General features: G+C 59.4%; 18 protein-coding genes and 5 pseudogenes. 10 read left to right on the top strand and 13 right to left on the bottom strand.

From position 1 onward, the window contains the following. Positions 1–591: 591 nt before the first annotated feature. The gene (gene parS, locus HHL24_RS34645; RefSeq protein WP_206003158.1) at positions 592–987 is read left to right on the top strand and encodes a type II RES/Xre toxin-antitoxin system antitoxin; all 396 of its coding nucleotides are present in this window, start codon (positions 592–594) and stop codon (positions 985–987) included. Then, positions 984–1454 (top strand): RES family NAD+ phosphorylase, encoded by a 471-nt coding sequence (locus HHL24_RS34640; protein ID WP_169489806.1) that lies wholly within the window; start codon positions 984–986, stop codon positions 1452–1454. Before parS ends, HHL24_RS34640 begins: the two co-directional genes overlap by 4 nt. 744 nt (positions 1455–2198) lie before the next feature. Here the strand turns inward: HHL24_RS34640 and HHL24_RS34635 are convergent. The 5 genes from HHL24_RS34635 to HHL24_RS34615 are packed head-to-tail and all read right to left on the bottom strand — an operon-like array spanning position 2199 to position 6998. Continuing rightward, on the bottom strand, positions 2199–3212 hold the full coding sequence (locus HHL24_RS34635) for a proline racemase family protein (RefSeq protein ID WP_169489787.1): 1014 nt from the start codon (positions 3210–3212) through the stop codon (positions 2199–2201). Positions 3213–3245: 33 nt separating this feature from the next. Continuing rightward, positions 3246–4034: an ABC transporter permease gene (locus HHL24_RS34630; RefSeq protein WP_169489786.1), complete on the bottom strand. Its 789-nt coding sequence runs from the start codon at positions 4032–4034 to the stop codon at positions 3246–3248. Then, positions 4031–4873: an ABC transporter permease gene (locus HHL24_RS34625; RefSeq protein ID WP_169489785.1), complete on the bottom strand. Its 843-nt coding sequence runs from the start codon at positions 4871–4873 to the stop codon at positions 4031–4033. The genes HHL24_RS34630 and HHL24_RS34625 overlap by 4 nt, the downstream gene beginning before the upstream one ends. Beyond that, positions 4870–5934 carry an ABC transporter ATP-binding protein gene (locus HHL24_RS34620; protein ID WP_169489784.1) on the bottom strand — a complete coding sequence of 355 codons (1065 nt, stop codon included), beginning with the start codon at positions 5932–5934 and terminating at the stop codon, positions 4870–4872. Before HHL24_RS34620 ends, HHL24_RS34625 begins: the two co-directional genes overlap by 4 nt. Positions 5935–5948: 14 nt before the next feature. Continuing rightward, entirely contained in the window at positions 5949–6998 is a 1050-nt protein-coding gene (locus HHL24_RS34615) for an ABC transporter substrate-binding protein (RefSeq protein ID WP_169489783.1), read from the bottom strand. A gap of 105 nt (positions 6999–7103) precedes the next feature. On the opposite strand from HHL24_RS34615, the gene HHL24_RS34610 reads away from it, so the two are divergent. Continuing rightward, entirely contained in the window at positions 7104–8159 is a 1056-nt protein-coding gene (locus HHL24_RS34610; protein WP_169489782.1) for a GlxA family transcriptional regulator, read from the top strand. 40 nt (positions 8160–8199) lie between these two features. Here the strand turns inward: HHL24_RS34610 and HHL24_RS34605 are convergent. From HHL24_RS34605 to HHL24_RS34590, 4 genes and pseudogenes are all read right to left on the bottom strand, one after another. Beyond that, positions 8200–8632: pseudogene (locus tag HHL24_RS34605) on the bottom strand (alpha/beta hydrolase); the annotation flags it as partial. 41 nt (positions 8633–8673) lie between these two features. Continuing rightward, a pseudogene (locus HHL24_RS34600) lies at positions 8674–8880 on the bottom strand (IS3 family transposase); the annotation flags it as partial. A gap of 12 nt (positions 8881–8892) precedes the next feature. Beyond that, entirely contained in the window at positions 8893–9942 is a 1050-nt protein-coding gene (locus tag HHL24_RS34595; RefSeq protein WP_169489781.1) for an IS110 family RNA-guided transposase, read from the bottom strand. 213 nt (positions 9943–10155) lie between these two features. Further along, a pseudogene (locus HHL24_RS34590) lies at positions 10156–11123 on the bottom strand (IS3 family transposase); the annotation flags it as partial. Between the two features lie 545 nt (positions 11124–11668). Between HHL24_RS34590 and HHL24_RS44685 the strand changes: the two are divergent. Further along, complete coding sequence (locus HHL24_RS44685; RefSeq protein ID WP_268966761.1) at positions 11669–11803, top strand: hypothetical protein; 135 nt, start codon at positions 11669–11671, stop codon at positions 11801–11803. A gap of 815 nt (positions 11804–12618) precedes the next feature. Here HHL24_RS44685 and HHL24_RS34585 read toward each other — a convergent pair. Both HHL24_RS34585 and HHL24_RS34580 read right to left on the bottom strand, forming a co-directional pair. Continuing rightward, positions 12619–13338, bottom strand: coding sequence for a Crp/Fnr family transcriptional regulator (locus tag HHL24_RS34585; RefSeq protein WP_169489780.1), 720 nt, complete (start codon positions 13336–13338; stop codon positions 12619–12621). 109 nt (positions 13339–13447) lie between these two features. Further along, positions 13448–14644 (bottom strand): DesA family fatty acid desaturase, encoded by a 1197-nt coding sequence (locus HHL24_RS34580; RefSeq protein ID WP_169489779.1) that lies wholly within the window; start codon positions 14642–14644, stop codon positions 13448–13450. A 757-nt stretch (positions 14645–15401) separates the two neighbouring features. Here HHL24_RS34580 and HHL24_RS34575 point away from each other — a divergent pair. The 3 genes from HHL24_RS34575 to HHL24_RS34565 all read left to right on the top strand — a co-directional run bounded on the left by HHL24_RS34575 (position 15402) and on the right by HHL24_RS34565 (position 18265). Next, entirely contained in the window at positions 15402–16226 is an 825-nt protein-coding gene (locus HHL24_RS34575) for a PRC-barrel domain-containing protein (protein WP_169489778.1), read from the top strand. 220 nt (positions 16227–16446) lie between these two features. Then, the gene (locus HHL24_RS34570; RefSeq protein ID WP_169489777.1) at positions 16447–17319 is read left to right on the top strand and encodes a slipin family protein; all 873 of its coding nucleotides are present in this window, start codon (positions 16447–16449) and stop codon (positions 17317–17319) included. A gap of 484 nt (positions 17320–17803) precedes the next feature. Next, positions 17804–18265 carry a hypothetical protein gene (locus tag HHL24_RS34565; protein ID WP_169489776.1) on the top strand — a complete coding sequence of 154 codons (462 nt, stop codon included), beginning with the start codon at positions 17804–17806 and terminating at the stop codon, positions 18263–18265. 566 nt (positions 18266–18831) lie between these two features. On the opposite strand, the gene HHL24_RS34560 is transcribed toward HHL24_RS34565, so the two are convergent. Next, positions 18832–19896: a glycosyltransferase family 4 protein gene (locus HHL24_RS34560; RefSeq protein ID WP_169489775.1), complete on the bottom strand. Its 1065-nt coding sequence runs from the start codon at positions 19894–19896 to the stop codon at positions 18832–18834. 480 nt (positions 19897–20376) lie between these two features. Here HHL24_RS34560 and HHL24_RS34555 point away from each other — a divergent pair. After that, positions 20377–21093 (top strand): annotated as a pseudogene (locus HHL24_RS34555) (AAA family ATPase); the annotation flags it as partial. An 18-nt stretch (positions 21094–21111) separates the two neighbouring features. Here the strand turns inward: HHL24_RS34555 and HHL24_RS44245 are convergent. Beyond that, positions 21112–21288, bottom strand: a pseudogene (locus tag HHL24_RS44245) (PRC-barrel domain-containing protein); the annotation flags it as partial. A 770-nt stretch (positions 21289–22058) separates the two neighbouring features. Here HHL24_RS44245 and HHL24_RS34550 point away from each other — a divergent pair. Together HHL24_RS34550 and HHL24_RS34545 are read left to right on the top strand one after the other, a co-directional pair. Continuing rightward, complete coding sequence (locus HHL24_RS34550; RefSeq protein ID WP_169489774.1) at positions 22059–22214, top strand: DUF3309 family protein; 156 nt, start codon at positions 22059–22061, stop codon at positions 22212–22214. A gap of 120 nt (positions 22215–22334) precedes the next feature. After that, complete coding sequence (locus tag HHL24_RS34545) at positions 22335–22505, top strand: CsbD family protein (RefSeq protein ID WP_169489773.1); 171 nt, start codon at positions 22335–22337, stop codon at positions 22503–22505. The last annotated feature ends 242 nt before the right edge of the window (positions 22506–22747 follow it).

Genomic DNA, 22747 nt, shown 5'->3' with positions numbered 1-22747 from the left:
ATTGCCCCCTCGGTCAACGCATCGCGACAGCGTGCGCCTCAGGGCGGAAATCGGACATTTCAAATTAGCCTGAATCGGTGATTTCGTCTTGTGGGCTTCCTGGCCAGACGAGCTGGAGCGGCCGGGTGGCCAGGGGGCCAGCGCAGGCGTGAGATTTACTTGCGGAAACCGGAACTGGATTCGGGACGTTCCTGCGACACGGAACTAAATTCTGGAAAATCCTGCAGTGGCCGCACACTCATCCCGTTTCGACGGGCCATTCCCCGTCGAACGCCGGAAGGAAATGTTAGGAAAGCCTGCCTTGCAGGATTGCGCTCGATTTACTTCCAAAAATGGCCCAAATTTAGCTCGCTGGCAGTTGCTTGGCCGCCAACAAGGCGGATACGGCCCGTTCAGCGAAGGTCCGCCGCCGGCGCCCCGTCTTCCCACCGCCGGGCCTATCAACCAACTGCGCTGCCGCGCTAGGTCACGTCGATCCCATGAATCGGCAAAACGCCTATAATATATGGGCATATTGCCGAAGGAGGCTCCGTGACAATCGTTTCCTTTAAACCGACTGGCGCTGCCGATCCGCGACGGGCCGAGTTCGCCATGCTGGAGCAACTGCTCGACGCCCGGATTCAGTCCGGCGCTGATCTTGCGGAGATAGCGAACGCCCGTGTCGACGTTGCCGTGATCGACCGGCTTTCAGAGCGCGGCCTGAAGGTCGACGAACTTTCTTTCATCATCCCACGACGCACGCTGACACATCGGCGCCAGCATCACGAGCGACTATCGACGGACGAGTCCGACAAGGCGATCCGGCTCGCGAAGATTCTCGCCCAAGCCATGTCGACCTTCGGTGACCCGGACAAAGCAATGGCCTGGCTCAGGAACGGTCAGGCGCGCTTTGGTGGAAAGTCGGCACTCGATATGACTAGCACCGAGCATGGCGCACGTCTCGTAGAGGAAGCACTTGTCCAGATAGACGAAGGTTACTTCGCCTGATGGTCCTCTGGAGAATAAGCAATTATGCGGATCTGAGAGGGATCGGTGGCCTACGCGCGCCGGGGCGATGGCATTTCGCGGGACAGCCCATCGTCTACCTGGCCGAACACCCGGCGCTGGCGCTCCTTGAGATTCTTGTCCACATGGAGATCGCCAGCGTCGGCCAGTTGCCTGACGGCTATCAGCTGTTACGCGTCGAGGTCGGCGACGACGTTCCAGTCGCTGAGATCGCGGACGCCGATGTCCCGGACGACTGGCGGCAAAATCCCGACTGGTCACGCGGCGCGGGCGCGGAGTGGCTGCAGACAGAAACGAGCGCGGTATTGAAGGTACCGAGCGCGGTCGTTCCGTTCGCCCACAACTTTCTTTTAAGCCCAGCGCACGCTGCTGCTGACGCGGTGCGCATTGTCGACACGCTCCATGTAAAGCACGACGAACGGATCCTTAAGCTTCTGGCTCGAGGCTGAATGGATCGCGTGGCAGAAGCATTGGTGTAGAGCGCAACAAACAGGTCGATCCAGCATCCCGGTCCAAATAGCGGCCGCTCGCGCCGATTGGCGTCGCCAGGGTTCCCTCATACGCGAGCAGCGATCGCACACGCTGCGAATCGGCTCATCCGCTTTGAAATGGCCCGATGGACTCAATCCTCGATACGCGGCGCACACTGACAATCGAGTCCAGTGAAACAGACTAGCCGAGGAGAGATTGGATGGCGTCGTCTGCACGGCCGAATGCGAGGGGCTCCCCACAGAGTCACGCAGGAGTCGGCTGACTATATTGATCAGCTATGCGAATCAAATCGGTAATCGGGATCGAAAATTCCTACAAAACCACGCGCGTCGATGCCATCGCCTTTCGGAATCCCAAAAGGGTACACCATCCACGATCTGATGTTTTCTAGCAACATTCCCCTAAAAACGTCCGAACGGAACATCCTTCGAAGCGGTCGACCGCGAAAACCGCGCTTATACGCACGCGCCTTCATCCTCTACCACTGTTTTGTTTTTGACGCTCTCGCTAGCCCCAGTACTCATCGCGATGCACGACGGTGCTTCGATACCGAATGGCTTGGTCGAAAACTGTTTCAAGCATGAAATATGGACAACGGGCTGGCCGTCGGCCTTAACAGCGGACTGATGGGCCGCACGCCGATCGGCCAGAATGCGGGCATCCGTGAAGCGAGCAGCGTGCCCGCCGCTCGCTTCACTGACTTACCGCACCACGAAGCCCGCGCCGACCTCATCTTTCCGGTCAAGCATCCACCGTGCCGTGCCGAGAATGCTGGCCGTACCCTTCACGGTCGGACGCACGGCGCGCGTGCCGTTCAGGTCGACCTCGCCGAGCAGGCAGCCTTCGAACGTGCCGCTGCCGAGCAACCCTTCAGAGAGGATCGGCTGATTCAGTTTGAGTTTGCCCCGCGCCTCGAACATCGCCATCATCGCGCTCGTGCCGGTGCCGCCCGGCGAGCGGTCCAGTTGGCCCGCGCTGAACACGTGGACGTTTTTGTAGAAAGCGCCTTCAATGGTCGGCGAATGCCAGAATGTGATGAAGTTCAGATTGTTGATGTGCGCTTCGGTCGGATGCTGGATGCGCATCTGCTCGTTGATCTGATCGCGCACGAGAAGGCCAAGGCGTGACAGTTCGCTGCCATTCTCGGGCGAAATCCGCAGCGCGCAGTTCGACAGATCGACGATGCCGAAATAGTTGCCGCCCCAGACCAGATCCGCCTTCAGATCACCATAGCCCGGCAGATGCACGGGAATGTCCTGCGCGGCCACATAAGCCGGCACGTTCTCGAAGCGCGTCCACAGCACCTCGTCGCCCTCTGAAGCCACTTCGGCAACCACAAGGCCCGCGGTCGTTTCAAAACGGATCCGCGTGACGCCGTTGTCGCCGCGCGGCACTAGGCCGAGTGCCACCATCGTCATGCCAACCGCAATCGTGCCGTGACCGCACATGTGCGAGTATTCCGTGCCGTCGATGTAGATCAGACCCGCATCGAATTCCTTGCTCGACGGCGGCGTCAGGAACACACCAAACATGTCCTTGTGCCCGCGCGGCTCGCGCATCAACGCCTTGCGCAACCAGTCGTAATTCGCCTCCAGGAAGGCGCGCTTTTCCAGGATCGTCGATCCGGCTGGGTACGGAATGCCGCTATGGACGATGCAAAGGGGCTCCCCTTCGGTGTGGGTATAAATGACGTCGAACGCGTCTTGCTTACGCATGGTTGAAGCTCCTCGTTGGAAAGTGAGTGAGGGTTAGCTGCGGTCGGACAACATGTCCAGACCGATCGTCAAATCGAGAATCGTGATCACCACGATCGCCACGACAATGGTCGCGCCGGATACGGCCGCAATCGTCGGATCGATGGTGTACTGCACGTAGTTGAAAAGCTTGACCGGGATCGTGTTGAGGTCAGCCGTCGTGTTGAAGATCGACAGCTCGACGTTGATCCACGACGAGATGAACGCGAAAATCGATCCCGTCACGATGCCCGAGCGGATTCGCGGCAACACGACGAGAAAGAACGTCGTCCACGGATTGGCGCCAAGGTCGTAAGACGCCTCCTCGAGCGCGCGCTGTTCGGGCGTCGTCATCGACATCACCGAGCGCAGCACGAACGGCGAGACGATCACGGTATGGCCGATCAGCAGCGAAGCAAAGCTGCGCGTGAGTCCGAAATAACCGCCGAATTGCAGCAAGGCCGCGCCGAGCACGATGTGCGGCAGCACGAGCGGCGCCATCAGCGCGGCCGTCAACGCGCGCTTGCCCGGAAACGGGTAACGCGCGAAGGCCAGCGCCGCGGGCACGGTGAGAACCAGCGCGGCGGCCGTGGCGGCCAGCGCGAGCAGCGTGCTCGTCGAGAACGCCGCGACGTAGCTCGGGTCGGACAGCATCACCTGGTACCAATGCAAGGTGATGCCGCGCGGCGGAAACGTGAGGAACTGCGACGCCGTCACGGAGCTGCCGAGAATGACCACCAGCGGTAGCACCAGATAGGCCAGCACGACCCAGGAGACAAGACGAATCGAAGCGCGGGCGATCATCGTGCACCCCCGCGAATCTCGCCGACCCGGCCCGCCAGCGCGACCATGACCAGCGTGAAGACGAGCAGCACGATACTGAGCGCGCCACCGTAGTGAAAATCGAACGTCGCGCTGTACTGCTGGAAGATCAACATCGACAGAACCGTGACACGCCCCCCCGATAACAGCGCCGGCGTCACATACGCGCTGACCGCGAGCGTGAACACCATGATCGCGCCGGCAACCACGCCCGGCAACGTCAATGGCAAGGTGACGTAACGGAAGGTCTCGGCCGGACTCGCGCCGAGATCCGCGGACGCCTGCTCGACTGCGGGATCGACTTGCGCGAGCGCATTGCCGACCGCCAGCACGACAAACGGCAGCAGCACGTAGACCATGCCGATCAGAATGCCGAGTTCGGTGCCGAGGAACCGCACGGGCCGCTCGATCGCGCCCGTGGCAAGGAGTGTCTGGTTGACGAGCCCGTTGCGGCCCAGCAGCACCATCCAGCCGAACGAGCGGACGATGTTGCTCGTCAGCATCGGCACCACGAGCAGGATCACGCAGATGCGCCGCCACGGCCCCCAGCGGACCACTCGCACGAGATACCAGGCGAGCGGATAGCCGAGCAGCAAGCACGCCAGCGTGCTCAGGCAGGCGATGCGGAACGTGACGAGAATGACGCCCCAGTGATACTGGTCGGCCAGGACGCGCACGTAGTTGGCGAGCGAGACGCCATGCGTTTCGGGGCTGGTCAAGCTGGCCAACAGCACCACCGCGAGCGGCGCGAGAAAGAAGGCCGTGAAGAACACGATCGGAGCGGCCATCATGACGAGCGGCGTGACGACAGGGCGATTCATGCCGGCTCCCCGATCAGATGCAGGTCGGACGGATCAAAACCGAAACGTACGGTCCCGCCCATTTGCGCTGCTGACGTCGGCTGCCCCATCACGCGGGCAACGACGCGCTGGCCGTCAACATTGGCATGAAGCATCGTATGACTGCCGACGCTCACCACGTCGATCAGCACCCCGGAGACGCAGCACAGTGACGCATCGTCGCGGCCCCCGTGGTCGAGGACGCGCAGTTGCTCGGGTCGCAACACGGCGACGCCCCTTGATGGCGCGTCGGCGCGCGCGAGACGAGCGGGCGCGCCCGGCAACGCCAGAGAAATCTCGCCACTGGCAACGGTAAAGTCGATCAGGTTGGCGTCACCGATGAACTCGGTGACGAAGCGCGTGGCAGGCGCGCGATAGATGTCCGCGCCGGCGCCGATCTGTTCGATCCGCCCCGCGTTCATCACGACGATCCGGTCGGCCATCGTCATTGCCTCCTCCTGATCGTGCGTCACGAACACGAACGCAATGCCGAGCTTCTCCTGCAGATGCTTGAGTTCGAGCTGCATGCGCTTGCGCAACTTCATGTCGAGCGCGGACAGCGGCTCGTCGAGCAGCAGCAGCTTCGGCCGGTTGACGACCGCACGCGCGAGCGCCACACGCTGCTGCTGGCCGCCGGACATCTCCCGCGGAAAGCGCTCGCCAAGCGATTCCAAACCGACCAGTTCAAGCGCCGCTCTGGCGCGTTCGCTCGCCTCGCGACGCGACGCGCCCTGCCGTCGCGGACCGTAGGCCACGTTCTCGAGCACGCTCATGTGCGGAAAAAGCGCGTAGTTCTGGAACACCGTGTTCAGGGGGCGCCGGTAGGGCGGCAGACCGGTGACATCTTCGCCATCGATCACGATCCGGCCGCTGTCCGGCGCCAGAAAACCCGCGATCGACCGCAACAAGGTGGTCTTGCCACAACCGCTCGGCCCGAGCAGCGCGATGAATTCTCCCTGGCGGATGTCCAGGTGAATCTGGTCGAGTGCCGTGTATCCGCCAAAGCGCTTGCACACGGCGTCGAGAGTCAAAAGGGCTGGCATCGCTTGCACCCGGTTCATTGCTTGGTGGCCACTTGGCGGTTCCACGCGGCCGTGATCTCGGCGCGGCGCGCATTGATCGCGCTCCAGTCGAACAGCTTCAGGCTGTCGACCGAGCCGTTGGCGCCCCAGGGCAGCTTGCGGGCCACGTCGGCGGGCAGCTTGACGCCTGCGACGGCAGGGCCGAGATATAGCTTCGTCGCGAGGCACGTCGCCGCCTGCGGCGTCAACGCGGCGTTGATGAACTGCTCCGCCGCTGCCTTGTTGCGCGAACCCTTCACGAGATGCAGGCGGGCGTCGGTGGCCCAGGCCCCTTCCTTCGGGACGACAAAGCCGATCGGTACTCCCTTGTCGATCAGATCCCACGCGCCGACGTTGAAATCCGCGCCGATCACCGCCTCACCGCTCTGGAAAGCGTTGGTCGCGGCGCCCGAGCTGTCGAAGAAGAGCGCGGTATCGAGCGAGGCGAGCTTGGCGTAGATCGGGTCGAGGTGCGCGGGGTCGACGCCCCACACCTGAGCCAGGAACACCACGAACGGGATGCCGGCCGAGTTGGCCGGCGACGGCACCGTCACCGCGCCCGCGTACTTGGGATTCCAGAGATCCTTCCAGCTCGTCGGGGGCTTGACCGATTGCGTGTTGTAGGTCAGTCCCAGCGAGTAGTAGCCGGAGCCAACCGCAAAGGTCGTGTTGCCGTTGCGGTAGATCGCCTTGGGGACGACCTGCTTGAGATTCGGAATCGCGGCGCTATCGAGGTTGTCGAGCACGCCGGCTTGATAGGCCAGCTCGCTGATGCCGCCGTCCATCCACGCAACGTCGATGGTGGGTGCGGCCTTCTGTTGCTGCAACTTGGCGAGCGTCGTGGTCGAGGTGCCGATTTCCGGCGTCACGGCGATCCCCGTCGCCTTCGTGAAGGGCTCAGCCACGCACGTGCGAAAGGCGTCGCCCCAGTTGCCGCCGTACATGGCGACGGTCAGCCTTGGCGACTGTGCGGCCGCGCCCAATGAAGCTGTCGTGCAGGCCAGCGCAATTGCTGCCTTGATCGTGTTGCAACTTCCGAGTCCCATGTCGTCCCCTGGTAGGTTTGTCTGGTTGTCACCATACCTGTATCTTGCGCGTCGGGCGGCGTCGCTAGCTTGCAAGTCACGGTCAAATAATTGAATAATTGCGTCATGCCGAATCCGCCAAACGCCAACGCTGAAACCCGCAGCACGCATACGTCTGAGGCCATGCAGGACACAGGTAAACCCGAGCTTTCCATTGGTTTCGTTCTGCTGAACCAATTCACGCTCGCCGCATTCGCGGGGCTGATCGACGTGCTGCGTCTCGCTGCGGATCACGGCGGGCGCAGCCGGCAGATCCACGCGCGCTGGCGTGTCATGAGCATGGACGGCTTGCCGCGCACCTCGAGTGCGGGGGTGACGCTCGAGGTCGGGGGAGGATTGCCGGAGAACCCGGCGGAGTTCGACTACATCGCGGTCTGCGGCGGCAATGACTATCCGAATACGTATTTGCCGCCGTCGCTAGGCGATTGGCTGCGGCAAGCGAGCGCGAGCCGCGTGAGGATGTTAGGTATCTGTACCGGCACGTTCGCGCTGGCGCAAGCGGGATTGATTGGGGAGCGGGTGGTCTGCGTGCACTGGAATGTGCTCGACGCGTTTCGCGGCCGCTTTCCGCAGACGCCTGCTGTCGTCGATCATCTGTTCGTGGATGAAGGGGATCTAATCACGTGCGCCGGCTCAACCGCAGCGATCGATCTCGGGCTATACCTCGTCGCCCGTCATTGCGGCCGGGACAAGGCGCAGCAGGTTGTGCGCCATATGATGCTGCAAGGCATACGCCCAGCCAAATTGCCGCAGGCGCACTTCTACGCCGATCTCACGCATATCGCCGATATCCGCGTGCGTCAGGCGGCCCATTTCGTCGAGCAGCGCATCGACAATCCACCTACGCTCGACGCCATTGCGCGCTATGTGGGCGTCGGCAGGCGGCAACTAGAGCGCGCGTTTCATGACACGCTTGGCCTCTCGCCGATGGCGTTCCTGCGCTCGCTGCGGCTCGAATATGGCAGTTGGCTGTTGCTCAATAATCCGCGCAGCATCACCCAGATCGCGCTCGATTGCGGCTTCTCAGACGGCGCGCATTTCTCGCGGGATTTCCGTGCACGCTTCGGCGTCTCGCCGCGCGAGTTTCAACGGAAGTCGGCAGACGGTGCGATACCGCCGTAGCCGAGTTGCCTCTCTACAAAAAGACACTCTGCGGGACGCTTCAGGACGATGCTGCGAGGAGCGTGCCGAGCCAGGCGCGCAGCGCCAATATGTCTTCCTCGCACACTGAATGCAGCATCCGACGCGCGCTCCAGTCGACCTTGCAACCTCGCGTGATCGCAAAGTCGCGCTCGGCAGCACGTCGTCGTATATGCCGTGTGCGGCAAAGTTCGTCGTGCTACGGCTCGCGGCGCTCAAGCGGCTGTCAATTAAGCCCGGCGACGGCACATAACCTGACAACGCGATCAAGCCGACAAATGCCTCAGGGTGCGTCAGTCCTGCCGAATAGGTCATCCCCGCGCGCCTTGCGAAAAACCCGCGAGAAAGATGTTCGAAGTCGGAATGCCGAGCCGGTTCTGCGCTTCGATCAATTGCCGCACGGTTGCGCAAGACAATTCGATACCCGCTTCGTCAACGTGCTGATTGATGCTCTGTGACGTTGCCCGCGAATTTCGTATCCGCTAACCGAGCGTTATTATGCCGCTTGCTTTCTCTGTGCGGCGTGCCAGTTTTGTTCAAATTGCATCGGACTGACGTAATTCAACGTCGAGTGCAGCCGCCCATGATTGTAGAAGCTCAACCAGTCGATCACCTCGTCCATTGCTTCGCGACGCGTCGCAAAGCGTTGACCGTGAATGCGCGCCTGCTTCAGCGATCCCCACAGGCTCTCGGTCGGCGCGTTGACGCTCCTATGTCAAGCAGAAGCCGTCGAATCGGCCAGATCGGCCAGAATGAGCGGGTACAACTCTCGGACGATATAGCGCTTCAAGCAGCGGTGGATTTCCTTGTTGGACATGCCTTCCTTCGTCCGGCGTTCGACATAGGCGCGGGTGCGCGGATCGCTGCGCATTCGAACCATGGCGATGGTCCAAAGGGCGTTGTTTGCAGACCTGTCACCGCCCCTGTTCAACCGATGCCGGACCGTCTTGCCGGACGAGGCCTGTAATGGACTTGTGCCGCAAAGTGCCGCTAGCGCAGCTTCACTTTTCAAGCGTTCGGGATTGTCACCCGCCACAGCAACTAGCACTGCAGCGGTCTGCGGCCCAACGCCGAATCTTTCGCGAAGTCGCCTGGCGTGCTGGGTAGTAAGGCTGTCGAGCATGGTGTCTAGTGCTTTGAGCTCCTCCGCCAACGTCAGCCAACGCTTCGCCAGCAGTCGAAGCGTCGCCGTCAGCGTTTGCAGCATTAGCGTTTTGCCCAACGAGCGGACACGGGCACAACTCTCGACGCATTCTGTCGTCTTCGCTTTCAGAAGGCGATCACGGATGTCCTGGGGTGCACTGACGAGCAAAGCCCGTAACTGGTTGATAGCCTGCGTCTTTGCTTTGACTGCGCTGCGCCTGGCAACGGAGACGGCGCGCATCGCCTCGGCGGCGCCGGACTGTTCCTTTGGAATAGCCGTGGCCCTTCCGGAGAGGACCGCACGCGCGGCGTTTTCCGCATCAGTGGGATCGGACTTCCCTTTGGATCGGCGCATCGCGCGATCGGGACGATTGACTTCAAGCACCTCGATCTCATGATCGCGCAGCACGCGGGCCAATCCCGCTCCATAGGTGCCGGTCCCTTCAACTCCGGCGCGACGCAAATGACCGAACGAATTCGCCCATGTCAGCAGATCGAGATACCCTGCCGTGTCGGTCGATACCGATCTCGTTCCGAGAAGCCTGCCTGCCTCGCCGATCACAGCCCCGACATGCGTATCCAGATGCGTGTCAACCCCGAGAATCACTTCGTTTTGTTTCATGCATGTATCCGTTGTAGTGGACGCATCGCCAACCCCAATCGCAGGACAGGACACTCACGGTGCAGAACAAAGCTCCTATTAGGTCACAGACGCTGGGCCCGGCAACGCTCGGGGAACGCCGGAACCCAATCGACAGGTCAACGCAAAGGCAGTTTGGCCAATCCCAGCACGGGTCAGATCGGACCGACGTTCAGAAGCGATCTTAGACTGAGTGTCCCAACAATTTGCTCGGCGGCTCATCGAACTGCGCATGCCATAACTCTTGATCAGGTCCTGGAACTCGGCGCTGCAATACTGACTCCCACGGTCGCTATGCATGATCAGACCGGCCTCGGGCCGACGCCGGAACCACGCCATTCGCAACGCGTCAGAAACCAGCTCCGTGCGCATGTGGGGCTTGAGCGACCATCCCACGACCTGGCGACTGAACAGATCCAGGATGACCGTCAGATACAGCCAGCCCTCGTCGGTCCAGAGATAGGTGATGTCTGTCGTCCAGACCTGATCGGGTTTCGCCGGCGAGAAGTCACGTTGCAGCAGGTTCGGCGCGACCGGCAGATTGTGCTTGCTGTCGGTCGTGGCTTTGAATCGCCGCTTGGTGCGCGCCTTGATGCCGTGCAGCTTCATGAGCCGCTGAACCCGGTCCTTGCTCACTCGGATGCCTTGAGCCAGAAGCTTTTTCCACACGCGTGGCCAACCGTATTCGCATTTGGATTCAGCATGTACGGCGCGAATGTGGACCAGCAGTGCGTCGTTGCTGATGCGCTGACGCGGTCGCTCAGAATCAACGTCACAGGCTTTACGGTTGTGATAACCGCTGGGACTGACACCCAGCGCCTGGCAGGCCACAGAAACCGGCCATTGCCGGCTATGTCGTTCGATCCACGCGTACTTCACACCGACCCCTTCGCAAAGTACGCCGTCGCTTTTCCCAGGATATCGCGCTCCATCTTCACGCGGGCCAGCTCGGCGCGCAGCCGGGCAATTTCCATCTGTTCGGCTGACACCTGTTTGCCCGCACCATTGAGCTTGCCCGCATCGTCGGCCTTGATCCACGCATTCAGCGTCTGCGTACTGATGCCCAGAATCTTCGCCGTCGCCGCCTGGCTCTGGCCGTTACGCACCATGCGCACCGCTTCAATCTTGAATTCCAGCGTGTACCGCGCCCTCGGGTTACCCATTGCTAAATCCTCCGTTGCTGAAGTTTTACATACTCTCAGTAACGGATACGTTTTTCGAGGGCAAGGTCAATCCGTTACCTGATCGTCGATACGCGGAACTGGTGGCCCGGGGGCAAGGAGGTGCTGCTGGCAACGCAATGGATCAATCTGGTCGATTGGGTCGACTCTACCGTTTCTACCAGGCTCACATGCGATGCGATCAAGAGCAGTCCCCCTTACGACAACGCCTTTCCTCTGGGCCGGCGCTATGAAGCGACGCTCCATAACCATTATGGTAGAGACGGATACTGGTCAGAAGACGGTACTGGCGTGGAACCGGACCGACCGATGTCAGAGTAGAGGCCGCCGATGGCGAAATCGGTCACGTTACTGACTTTGTGTTCGACGATCATGCATGGGCTATACGCTACCTGACGGTCGACACGCGGAACTGGTGGACGGGCGGGAAAATGGTACTTCTGTCAACTCGATGGATCGATCAGGTCGATTCCGCTGGATTCACCATCTCAACAACGCTTACACGCGACGCCGTCAGGAGTAGCCCCGTGTACGACGATGCGATTCCGCTTAACCGCATGTACGAGATGCAGCTCCACAAGTGTTACGACCGGGATGAATACCGGTCCGAAGCGGCTGGGGCGGGCGGTGGCGGCCTGCAGGCGCAGGAAGATTGTCGCTGATGCATTTATGCGCAACTGGTTTAAGCCGCGCGTGACGACCCATGCATGATCGCTACGGCCTTCGCCAAGCCGGAATGCTTATCGACGCGGACATGGGGAGTGTGGTCTCAGGTTCTTCCCGGGCATTGTGTCACTTCATTCGCGAGGTCTGATTGGAAGTTTTCGGAACGATGGGTGCGCGTGGATCTCCGCGATACTCGAACTGGGCGTGAGCGTCATTTTGAAGGAAGGAAACCGGGAGCTCACGCGCGTGACCATAGTGGTCACGGAACGTCCTATGAAAAATCACTTCACAGGGACGCCCCTCGGAGGCGCCGGCTAAATCCGCTGCAGAGATGATCCCTATCAGGCGCTGGTCCTCGCGGTCCAGAACCGCCAAACCGAGCACATGACTTTGACTCATGATGTTAACGGCCTATTCGACGGAATCATCCTCAAAGCAAGGAATGATCTGGGCTGACATCACTTCCCACACGGTCACCTGATCGACGCGCCAGTCGTCGGCGAGGCCTCGCATGGCGATGTCCCGGTCCGTGATCATCGCGATAACGCACATGTCCTGGCATACCGGGAGGCTCCCCCATTGCCATGCTTCAGCTTGCGCGCGGCTGCGACGAAGGTTTCGGCGGACTGAATACGCACCGGCTCTTTCATCATTTCTCTGATTAGCATCACGTGATCTTCTCGTGTTGCGTAGCTTGTGAAGACGCACCTGCACACGCGCATACCGGCAGATCAAAGTGACCTGCATCGACCCGCAACACCCAATGGCACCGCCCGCAGACCAATCGGCGTTCTGCACGACTGAAACGTGCTTATAGCGCCTCCAAATCAGGCAACAACCGGTCAGACTCCCGTTTGACGACACGGTAGCATTCGCACACCCGCCCTTCGAGCCCAGGGCGATCCAGCACCTCGATATACCCCTGACTGTAGCGGATCAGCCCGGCTCGCTGCAGTTTCAGCGCAGCTTCCGTTACGCCGGATCTACGCACGCCAAGCATGTTGGCGATCAGTCCCTGTGTCATTCTCCGTTCGTTTGACGGCAGGCGGTCGAGGCTGAGCAGAAGCCACCGGCACAATTGCTGATCAATCGAATGATGCCGATTGCAGGCGGCGGTCTGCACCATCTGTGAGATCAGTGCCTGGGTATAGCGCAGCAACAGCCTCTGCATGGGGCCTCCCCGATCGAATTCATCTTTCAGGATTTGGGCATCCAGCCGGTAGGCCCGCCCGGCGCTTTGAACTATCGCACGGCTCGCGGTGGACTCGCCCCCCATAAAGAGTGCTATTCCGACGAGCCCTTCGTTGCCGACGACCGCAATCTCCGCCGACGCACCGTTCTCCATCACATAGAGCAGCGAGACGATGGCCGTGGAGGGGAAATAGACATGATCGAGTCGGTCGCCTGATTCGTAGAGAACCTGTCCTAGTGGCATGTCGACCCGCGCAAGCTGATGTGCTATGCGGTGCCAATCCGCTGGCGCCAGCACGGCCAGCAAGTGGTTGTCTTTGGGCTGGTGTGCGTTCGACATGGGCCACTCCTCGAAGTCGTATCAAAAGGACGGCGTCGTCGGTGCAGGATTGTGTCGAAGCAGTTCGCCCGTACCCCCGATTTCGAGACGGCAACGGCGTTACCCTACATCAGGCATACCGACGAAGGCGCAACGAAAATTCCTCGATCGCGCTGATGCCACTCTGTTCGGCGCGATTACACCAATCCTGCAGCTGAAGCAGCAACTGTTCGCGCGTGGCGTTGGACCTTTCCCAGATCGCTGCCAGAGCCGCGCGCAACTCGATGTAGGTACGCAGTTTCGGGTTGCGGTCGTGGATTTCCTTCAACCGTAGTTGGCGCGTAATGTCTAGACCTTGCTGCTCCTCGCGATAACAGATCCTTACGCTTTGCATGAGAAGCGCCTTCTCACGGCGGCCGATGTGCTCCACACGCACCAGTTCCTGCCGGTAGTCACGTTCGGCTACTCTTGCATAGCGTGCCATCACCTCATTGCGATTGCGAAGCACGGCCTGCAACGAGTCGTCGTCGAGCTCCTTCTTGCCTTTGACCAGGCGCGGCTTCGGCGCCACTTTCCTGATGTTCGCCAAACCTAGTGCCGAAAGGGTTCGAATGTACATCCAGCCGATGTCGAACTCATACCACTTGTTCGACATCCTGGCGGAGGTTGCGTAGGCATGGTGGTTGTTATGAAGCTCTTCCCCGCCGATCAGAATGCCGATTGGCATCACATTCGTGCTCGCATCTGGGGTGCCGAAGTTGCGATACCCCCGGAAATGGCCGATTCCGTTGACCACGCCGCCGGCCCAGAACGGAATCCAGATCATCTGCACAGCCCATACCGACATGCCGACGATACCGAACAACGCAACGTCGATCACGATCAACAGGCTGACGCCAAGGTTTGGGTACTTTGCATAGAGGTTCCGTTCAATCCAGTCGTTCGGCGTGCCGTAAGCGAATTTGCGCAGCGTCTCTTCGTTCCGCGCTTCGATGCGATAGAGCTCAGCGCCGCCGAGCAGGACCTTCCAGATGCCACGGGTCTGCGGACTGTGAGGATCTTCATCCGTCTCGCACCTTGCGTGGTGTTTGCGGTGAACCGCCGCCCACGAGCCTGTGCGCATACCTGTCGTCATCCACAGCCAGAAGCGGAAGAAGTGGGCAACAACTGGATGAAGGTCAAGCGCACGATGTGCCTGACAACGGTGGAGGTAGACCGTCACGGTGATGATCGTGACGTGTGTCAATACCAGAACGGCCAGTACAGTCTGCCACCACGACAGGGAAAGCAAACCGTTTGAGAAGAACGCAAGGAAATCGATATACAAATGGACCTTCCTTCTACCGATAGCGCGGAACCTGCCAGGATGATGCGAGGCAACGGCCCGCTTGTGTCATGTAAGTGCCAGCTTCCTGTGATTAGCAATGTAGCGACCGGTTTAGGCAGAACCGATTGCCAGAAATCAAGTAACGCGAATACAAATGCGGCGAGAAGAAACAGCGTGAGTGGGCTCATGCTTGTTGTCCATTCGTGAGGACGGCAGCAATGGCGCCCGGGAAATCAGGCGTCTTCATTCGTTGTGTGTATCCACCAGTTCGTCAAGTCGCGCACGGGGAATCGTTTATACGATCTGCGCAACTGCACTGGATGTCGGTACGGTCCCGTACCGGACTGTAAAGCATCCGCATGAACGTCAATCGAGCCCCCAAAGGTATCTGTCGGCCTGCAAGCGAACGATTGTGATGTCCGTGACTGCTAGCGTACCGAGTTGATCGCGTAGTTCGCGTAGTGTCTTTGAGAAGGGGGGCAAATTCAAAAGTCGCCTCCATAGGGTGCGGTAAAGCTGGCCGCGCGTCACGCTCCCGTCTGAGATGTCCTTAATCGGCGACGCTGATCAGCACTCAAGAGGTGTCTATACAGCATCGGCCCATCATGCGACGATGAGAGATTTTTCGTCCACGTGCCAGATGGGACATGGCAGATCGCCACGATAGCCGAGCCGACCAGCACCAATGGCCGGAAGACAGGCATTGCGAGATCGAGACGATGTGGTGAAGTCGTGAAACACATGAGGAGTATCGAACATGTTGCGAAGCATAGAGAGTCTTCATGGGTGCGCTGTTGTTGCGCGCGATGGTGAAATGGGAACCGTCGGCCAGGCCTATTTTGACGACGAGGCGTGGGGCGTGCGCTATCTCGTGGTCGACACGGGCAGCTGGATCAGTAAGCGACAAGTATTGATATCGCCGTATTCAATCAGACACTCGGAGCCGGGTTCGGGTACCGTGCAGGTGGACCTCACGCGGCAACAGGTCAGGGACAGTCCGGATATTGATACGCATAAGCCGGTATCGCGCCAGTACGAAACCAGCCACCTCCTTTACTACGGCTATCCAAGGTATTGGGGGAGCGCGAATTTATGGGGGTTGGACGCCTATCCTGCGTTCCCCGGCTCGACCGAGGCGCCACGTTTTGACCCGGAGGCACCGGTGAACCCCGAGCCGCATGCAGATGAATCACCCGCGGATATTCATCTGCGCAGTACCAATGCGGTGAAAGGGTGTCACATCAAAGCCGTGGACGGCAGCATTGGCCACGTTTCCGGCTTCATTTTCGACGACGTCGCGTGGGTTATCCGTTACCTGAGCGTTGATACGCGAAACTGGTGGCCAGGCGGCAGGGAAGTCCTACTTGCGACGCAATGGATTAACCAGACCAACTGGTTCGACTCCACCGTTTCAACAGAACTCAGCCGCGAAGCAATCAGGAATAGTCCCGAGTATGACGACAGTGTGCCGCTTAGCCAAAGCTACGAACAAGCACTTCACGGATTCTATGGAAAGGACACGTACTGGTCTAAGGATGATACGGAATCGCTGCTGGCTCACATCGGCGAAACCGCCTCTTAGGTTAAGGCGAGCGGGATACGCCCGCCTTGATTGAGTGCTGCTGCGGGATGAACGTCGCGGGACCAGTACGGCAGCGTACCGACGTCTCTCACCATTGGGCGCATTGTATTCTTCGATACTCTGATTCTTCCCCTTCAGAGTTCGCACGATGGCCGCGCGCGGAATGATCAAGCCCGATGTTTCGCATTAACGTCCTCCTGCTTCATGAGGCACAATCACCATGAATCCGATCACACTACTTCTTTCCACTGTGTTCATGCTGGCGGCCATCGCAGCCGCAGGGCTCGTGAACCTCTATCTGGCCATCCCTCTTTTTATCATCGCGGTCCTTATTTCAATGTCCGTGAAGGTTGCCAATGTCTGGCAAAAATTCGTCATCCTTCGCGTCGGTAAGCTGCAGAGTGTAAAGGGAGCGGGGTTCTTCATGATCATCCCCGTTTTGGATACGGTAGTGGCAATCATCGACGAACGCATCCAGACGACGGCTTTCAACGCAGAGCAGGCGCTGACCAAGGATACGGTGCCGGTCAATGTTGACGCGATTATCTTCTGGCATGTGTGCGACGCGCAAAAGGCCGCGCTGGCCATTACAGATTACCGTCAGGCAATTGATCGCGTGGCCCAGACTACGTTACGCGAATTGATTGGATCTTCGATGCTGTCCACGCTACTTTCGGATCGAACCGCAGCGGACGCGCACCTGCGCGACGAGATCGGCGGCAAGACCGCGGAGTGGGGTATCGCTGTCGGTTCTGTTGAAATTCGCGATGTGGCGATTCCGGAAGCGCTGCAGGACGCAATGTCGCGCCAGGCGCAGGCAGAGCGTGAAAAGCAGGCTCGCGTGATTCTGGGATCGGCGGAAGCCGCGATCGCTTGCAATTTTGTTGAAGCGGCGCGGGTCTACGAAAGTCAGCCGGGTGCGCTGCAACTGCGTGCGATGAACATCATTTACGAAACAACCAAGGAACGCGGGGCGACGATCCTCATGCCAACTTCGATGGTGGACAGTCTGAATCCTGCTCTGGCGGTGGCAATTGCCGGACATGAACTGCCAGGGGCACCGGTGGTGACGCCGTTCAAGACCGCGGCGTAGACCCACACTACGACGAGGAATAACGTTGGCCTCGTCCGATCAGCGGTCCGCTTTGAGGAGAAACATTCCCGTTCAATGTCGCCGTGGGAGAAGGGATCCAGCTCAACCGGTCGCTGTTCTCGCAGATTGCGAATTAATTGACGTTGATGCGTCGACGGGCAGATCGATTGAGTCATATCGACAGCAGGTGCGGACGCGAAGCGGTCAGTTCCGCTGCGAAGTCACTTCGTCCGGCATCACGACTCAGACCGTCGTGGGTTGCGCCCCTCGACTCGTTACGGATAGCTGAAGCCCTGGGGCCGCGCCTTCGTGCAGCGCAGCAGTACCCAGCGCCAATGGCGGTCCGGTTCCTCCCGCCGGGCGAACGAATGGGTTGCGGTGTCCCACTCTATGTGGTGGCCGCGCGGGGAGCAGCCAACGTTCCTGACGTTCAAGATGCAGCGCTGCGCGTTGATTGACCAGATTCAGCAAGGAGAAATTGCCCATGTCCACCTTTACGCCAGAACCTTGCCCGAGTTTGAACGTCCGTATCGAAACGATGATGGAGGAGGGAGCAACATACGACTGGGACGTCGTGACACCGGACGGCACCGTGCTGTTTCGAGGCCAGTCCCAGCAGGAGGCCATGGACTGGCGAGGGCATGTGGTTCGATTGTCGCGCGAAGAGACATTGGGTATAACGCTCGCGCGGACGAAGAGAACGCCGGGGTATATCGGGGAAGCAGGCACGGCCTGTCCTGAGTCGCGCTTTTGCCAATGGGCGTTGCGTCAACTCGGCCACGTTGCGGTGTTCGCATTCAGCGAGTGCAGTGACTCAACGTTTCTGGTGATAGCCGAGACTGGACAGCGCGCGAAAGGCAACACCCTGGCCGCGGCACTCTCCGATCTCGTCACGCAGGTGGCCGTTCCCGTCCTGAACCAGTCGTATCTGGAGCAGGAAGATTGAACGCAGGCCCCGGGGGCCGTTCACCCGGGACGGAAGACGATTCGCGGAATCGCAACCACATCGTGTGGCAGTGCGATTCTTACGAACAACCGGTAGGTTGGAGGTCTGTATGAAACGTATCAATTTTATGGCGGCGCAGCGCGCATGCGCCCAGCTTGTCGTGTCGTTACTCCACCGCAAGGTCCGGACTATCACACTGCCGAACCGGCGTGTTGGGCCGCGTTGTGCAATGGCTGTTGCCTTTGCCCCGGCCTGCATCCAGCGGCGCGGAAACGTCGCCAGAAGGTAACTGGACCTTGCATGCCGCAAACTCGCTGCGGCTGCCGCCGTCGCGGAAAACAGGTCGTATGGCAACGGGAAAGTTCAGCGGGTTCGAAGAGGTTCTCCGACTACCGGCTGCGACGCAAAACGGGCATTGTAAAGGTGCTTAAGCGATGCCGACGTGACGGGCATCCAACGTCCGACGCAATCTATTTGATCTTCCCGGACTAAAATTCGCTAGCGTAACGGGCTCGGATCCCGACGCCCGCGTCGGTTCACGGAAAGTGGCTCTAACCGCCTGCGGCTCAACCGGCAGCGGCACGCCGTAAAACCGGGTGCATTACCCCCTGAAGCAGGGTCGCATAAACGTCGACGTAGTTCTGCGCCATCACCTTCGCACTGAATCGGCGTTCGAACTGAGCGCGGATTTCAGTGCGCGACAGTTCATCAAGACGTCGTAGCGCACAAACAGCGCCATGTACATCTTCGCAGATGTAGCCAGTCAGGCCGTGATCAATTACTTCAGGCACAGAGCCACGATTGAACGCAATCACCGGTGTACCGCAGCCGATGGCTTCGATCATCACCAGGCCAAACGGCTCCGACCAGGCAATCGGGAAAAGGAGTGCTTTGGCACCCGACAGGAACGCCGGTTTCTGGGCCTCCGTGATTTCACCGACGAACTCAATGTTGGGCAGGGACAGAAGCGGTTCGATGGTAGTCTTGAAGTACGCGAGGTCGGCCTTGTCCACTTTGGCAGCGATCTTTAACGGCAGACCGCTTTCTCTTGCGATCACGATGGCCGCGTCGACTCCCTTTTCAGGGCAGATACGTCCCAGGAAAGCGAGGTATTCCGGCTCTTTCCGGCTCATCGGCAGCAGGGGAGTTTCCGGCAGACCGTGATAAATCGTGTTTAGCCAGTTCGCATGCGGCAACGGTAACCGTTGCGAGTTGGAGATCGAAATGACCGGTGCCTTCGGGAACACGCCGAACACCGGTTGTAGCTCCGGCAGGTCGAGGCGGCCATGAAGCGTTGTCACGAAAGGTACGTCGAGTTGCGAGAACAGCGAGAACGGCAGATAGTCGAGGTGACTGTGAAGCACATCGAACTCATGGGCGACCTGGCGGACCCTTTCCAGTAGCACCATATGCGGTGCGATGGCGTCGCGGATCGACGGGTCGAGCCGCAAGGCATGCGGCCATACTGCTTCGAGCGTGGCCTTCGTGTCCGAGTCCCCACTTGCGAACAGGGTCACGTCGTGACCCAGGTCGACAAGTGCGTCGGTGAGATAGGAAACCACGCGCTCGGTGCCGCCGTAGAACCGGGGAGGAACGGCCTCGTGCAATGGCGCGATCTGTGCGATTCTCATTGGTTACTCTCCTTGGGAAAGTGAGTATTTGAGACGATGCGTATTGCTAGCTAGAATTCCACGTTTGATGCAGGGCAGCGCTTCGGTGACGGTCTTCCTAACCCCGGCATCTAGCTATCAGCCACACACGGGCAAATGTGATGACGTTCGCGAAGGATTCGACATAATCTCGAAGACTTTAACCAGTACAGTGCGCGGCGTTAAACGACGGCAAAACGCGATAACCTAAGGGTTGTAGAGCCCTTCGGTAATCGAGACGAGGCTCGGAGTGAAGCCAGATTTATCCACGCCTGCCTCTCATATCCAGTGGCCGTCGAAGCGAGATGGCGGGTGATATGCCATCGTTTGACAATCCCACATATCCAGCAAGAGGTCTGTACGGTAGCGGGCAAGGGCTTCCAGGAGAAAAGGCTAGCTGAACCGCATACCCGTCTCCCTTTGGAACGGTATTCTGGAAATGGTGGGGCACCCTGACGTAGGCAGACAGAGCTTGCCAAGACGCTGCCCGAGACGGTGTGCGGCGACAAGCCGGCGACTATCTGGATAGACATGTCTGAATATATGAGCGTCACGCTGTCGCTCGTCTGATCGGCGCGCCGCCGGGTTAGGTGGGGGGTACAAAGGGGGCGGCCAACTGACTGAGCGCGTCAGGCGGCGGCCTTACAGCGTGATCCTGCTTGAGGAGATCGAGAAGGCACGTCCCGACGTGAGTAACGTCCTGCTGCAGGAGTTTGGCGATGGGCGCTGACGGACGGGAAGGCGCGTTTCGTCAATTTCTCGAATACCGTCATCATTGCGATGAGCAACGTGCGTGCGTCGAAGATCACGGACGACCCGGGACCACCCGAGTCCACGCGCATGAGGGAGAAAGTTCTCAGGGAAGGATTGTTGCAGATACTCAAAAAACACTTCAGGCCGGAATTCCTGAGCGCGTCGATGAGGTGACTGTATTTCATGTACTGACGCTCGAAAACATGCGCGAAATCGTCCGGATCCAACTCGACCGTGTAGTGCGCACTGCGGCGGCGCCGCGAATTCATCGTCGAGGTTGACGACTCCGTCGTCGAATATGCGGTCGAAACGAGCTATCAGCCCCAGTTCGGCGCCCGTGAACTCAGATGACAGATGCAGATCGAGGTGGAGACGCTGCTGGCGCGGGAGGCTCTCGGCGAAACCTTGAAGGTCGGTAACGCCATACTACGGTACCGGATCGGTTGGGCCGATGATCAGATCATCAATGGTCCCGATCGTTTCCTTGTTGCTGTTGTATACGGAAGAACCTTCGAATTTCGAGGCGCGATAGCCGGTCGCCAGTTGTACCACATCGACTCGCTTCACATTGATGGTTTGCGGTGTCCCTTGAGCCCAAACAGGCCCACTCGTTAAGGCCATTACGAGTAGGACGACAAAAAATGGGTATTTGCATTGTTTCGTGGTGAACCTCACTGTGTGGCCGATGTGACGTAGTCACACGCTCAGCCTCTTCTCAGGTCGCACAGCGTAAGACCTCCAGACGCTGAAGGGAGGAAAAGTTGAGGCCCGACTCATACTTGATCTTCGCAAAGAATCGCACTGCCCGGAATGGATCGTATCGAAATCTGGGTGAATGAAGGTGGAACTGGAGACGATCTCGACCGGTGACCGGCCGGTTGCAGGGCATGGGTATTTGGTGTTGTGATCGACATTGCTCCCTGAAACCAGGGAATGTTGCACGGCTCGTTCATCCCTACATCTGTCGCCAGTGATACATCAGAAGGTTTCCATGACGTCAAGTTGGGCTTCAAGATGGATGTGGTCGCCGTCGAGCTATTGGAAGGAATCCTGCTCTACCGGCAACTACCGTGCCCAAGCCGGATGCATGTGGGCCATGCGTTGACGCCGACCGACGTTCGTGGTTGGGTCAACCAAGGATGCGTGCACAGCAGCCGTGCTCTCTAAATATGACGGTTCTCAGCCTGTCCTGGCGTCCGCCACCGTACCGACTACGCCACGAATGAATGTCAGCCTGAGGGTAGGGCGGTTGCATGCCGAACGTTACGAATGCGACGTCAGCGTTGATAGCCTTGGCGCGATAGCTCAGCAGGGACACGGATACTCTACGCGCTGTCCGGAAGTGCGGCGATGAATCAGTCAAAGCATAGAGTTGAAAACGGAGAAGTGCGGTGTTAGCCATTCTGTTGATTTCGGTGCTGGGATTTGGCTTGCTGGGTGCGATACCTGCGTGGCGATATAGCCGTTCGTGGGGGTATATGCCGAGCGGTTTGCTGGGCATCCTCATGTTGACGGTACTGCTAATGTTGGTTCTCCAAAGACTATGAATACGAGACCCGGCTTTGATAAATGAATCACGATGACCCATGTCGGGCGTTTCTTCTGGACGCAAGCGACAGGCATGTGTCGATCAGCAAGGCCATACGTCATTTCCAGGGAGAAGTACCATGACCGAAGAGTGGATGAAAGGCTGCGGCGAGGAAGCAAAATGGAAAGTGAAGGAGGTAGTCGGCAAGGCCATTGGAGACGAAACGATTACGTTGAAACGCCAAACCGAAAAGGCCCTCGGCAAGACGCAAGCCACACATGGTCAGGCGAAGGCGCCACTCAAAACGTAACGGCCTCGGTTACGCCATCGTTCACCGCGACGGGAGTTTGCGGTTGGCGATTCGGGTTGCGGCGTCGAATGTCCGATCGTCTAGTGGAGAACCGATCTTCGAAGTGAATGTGTCGTCGCACTGGGGATGTTCCTCGCGAGCTCGCCCAACGCGCGACCGGCACCGACTGACACTCGCGAGGTCACCGGTCCGACTAGGTATTACCACACGAACGGAAAGGCGATCCGCAAACGAGACCATGC

This window comes from Paraburkholderia polaris, assembly GCF_012927345.1.
GTDB lineage: Bacteria > Pseudomonadota > Gammaproteobacteria > Burkholderiales > Burkholderiaceae > Paraburkholderia > Paraburkholderia polaris.
Note: the sequence above shows the minus strand (reverse complement) of the source record. Positions and strands in the feature narration are given on the sequence as shown.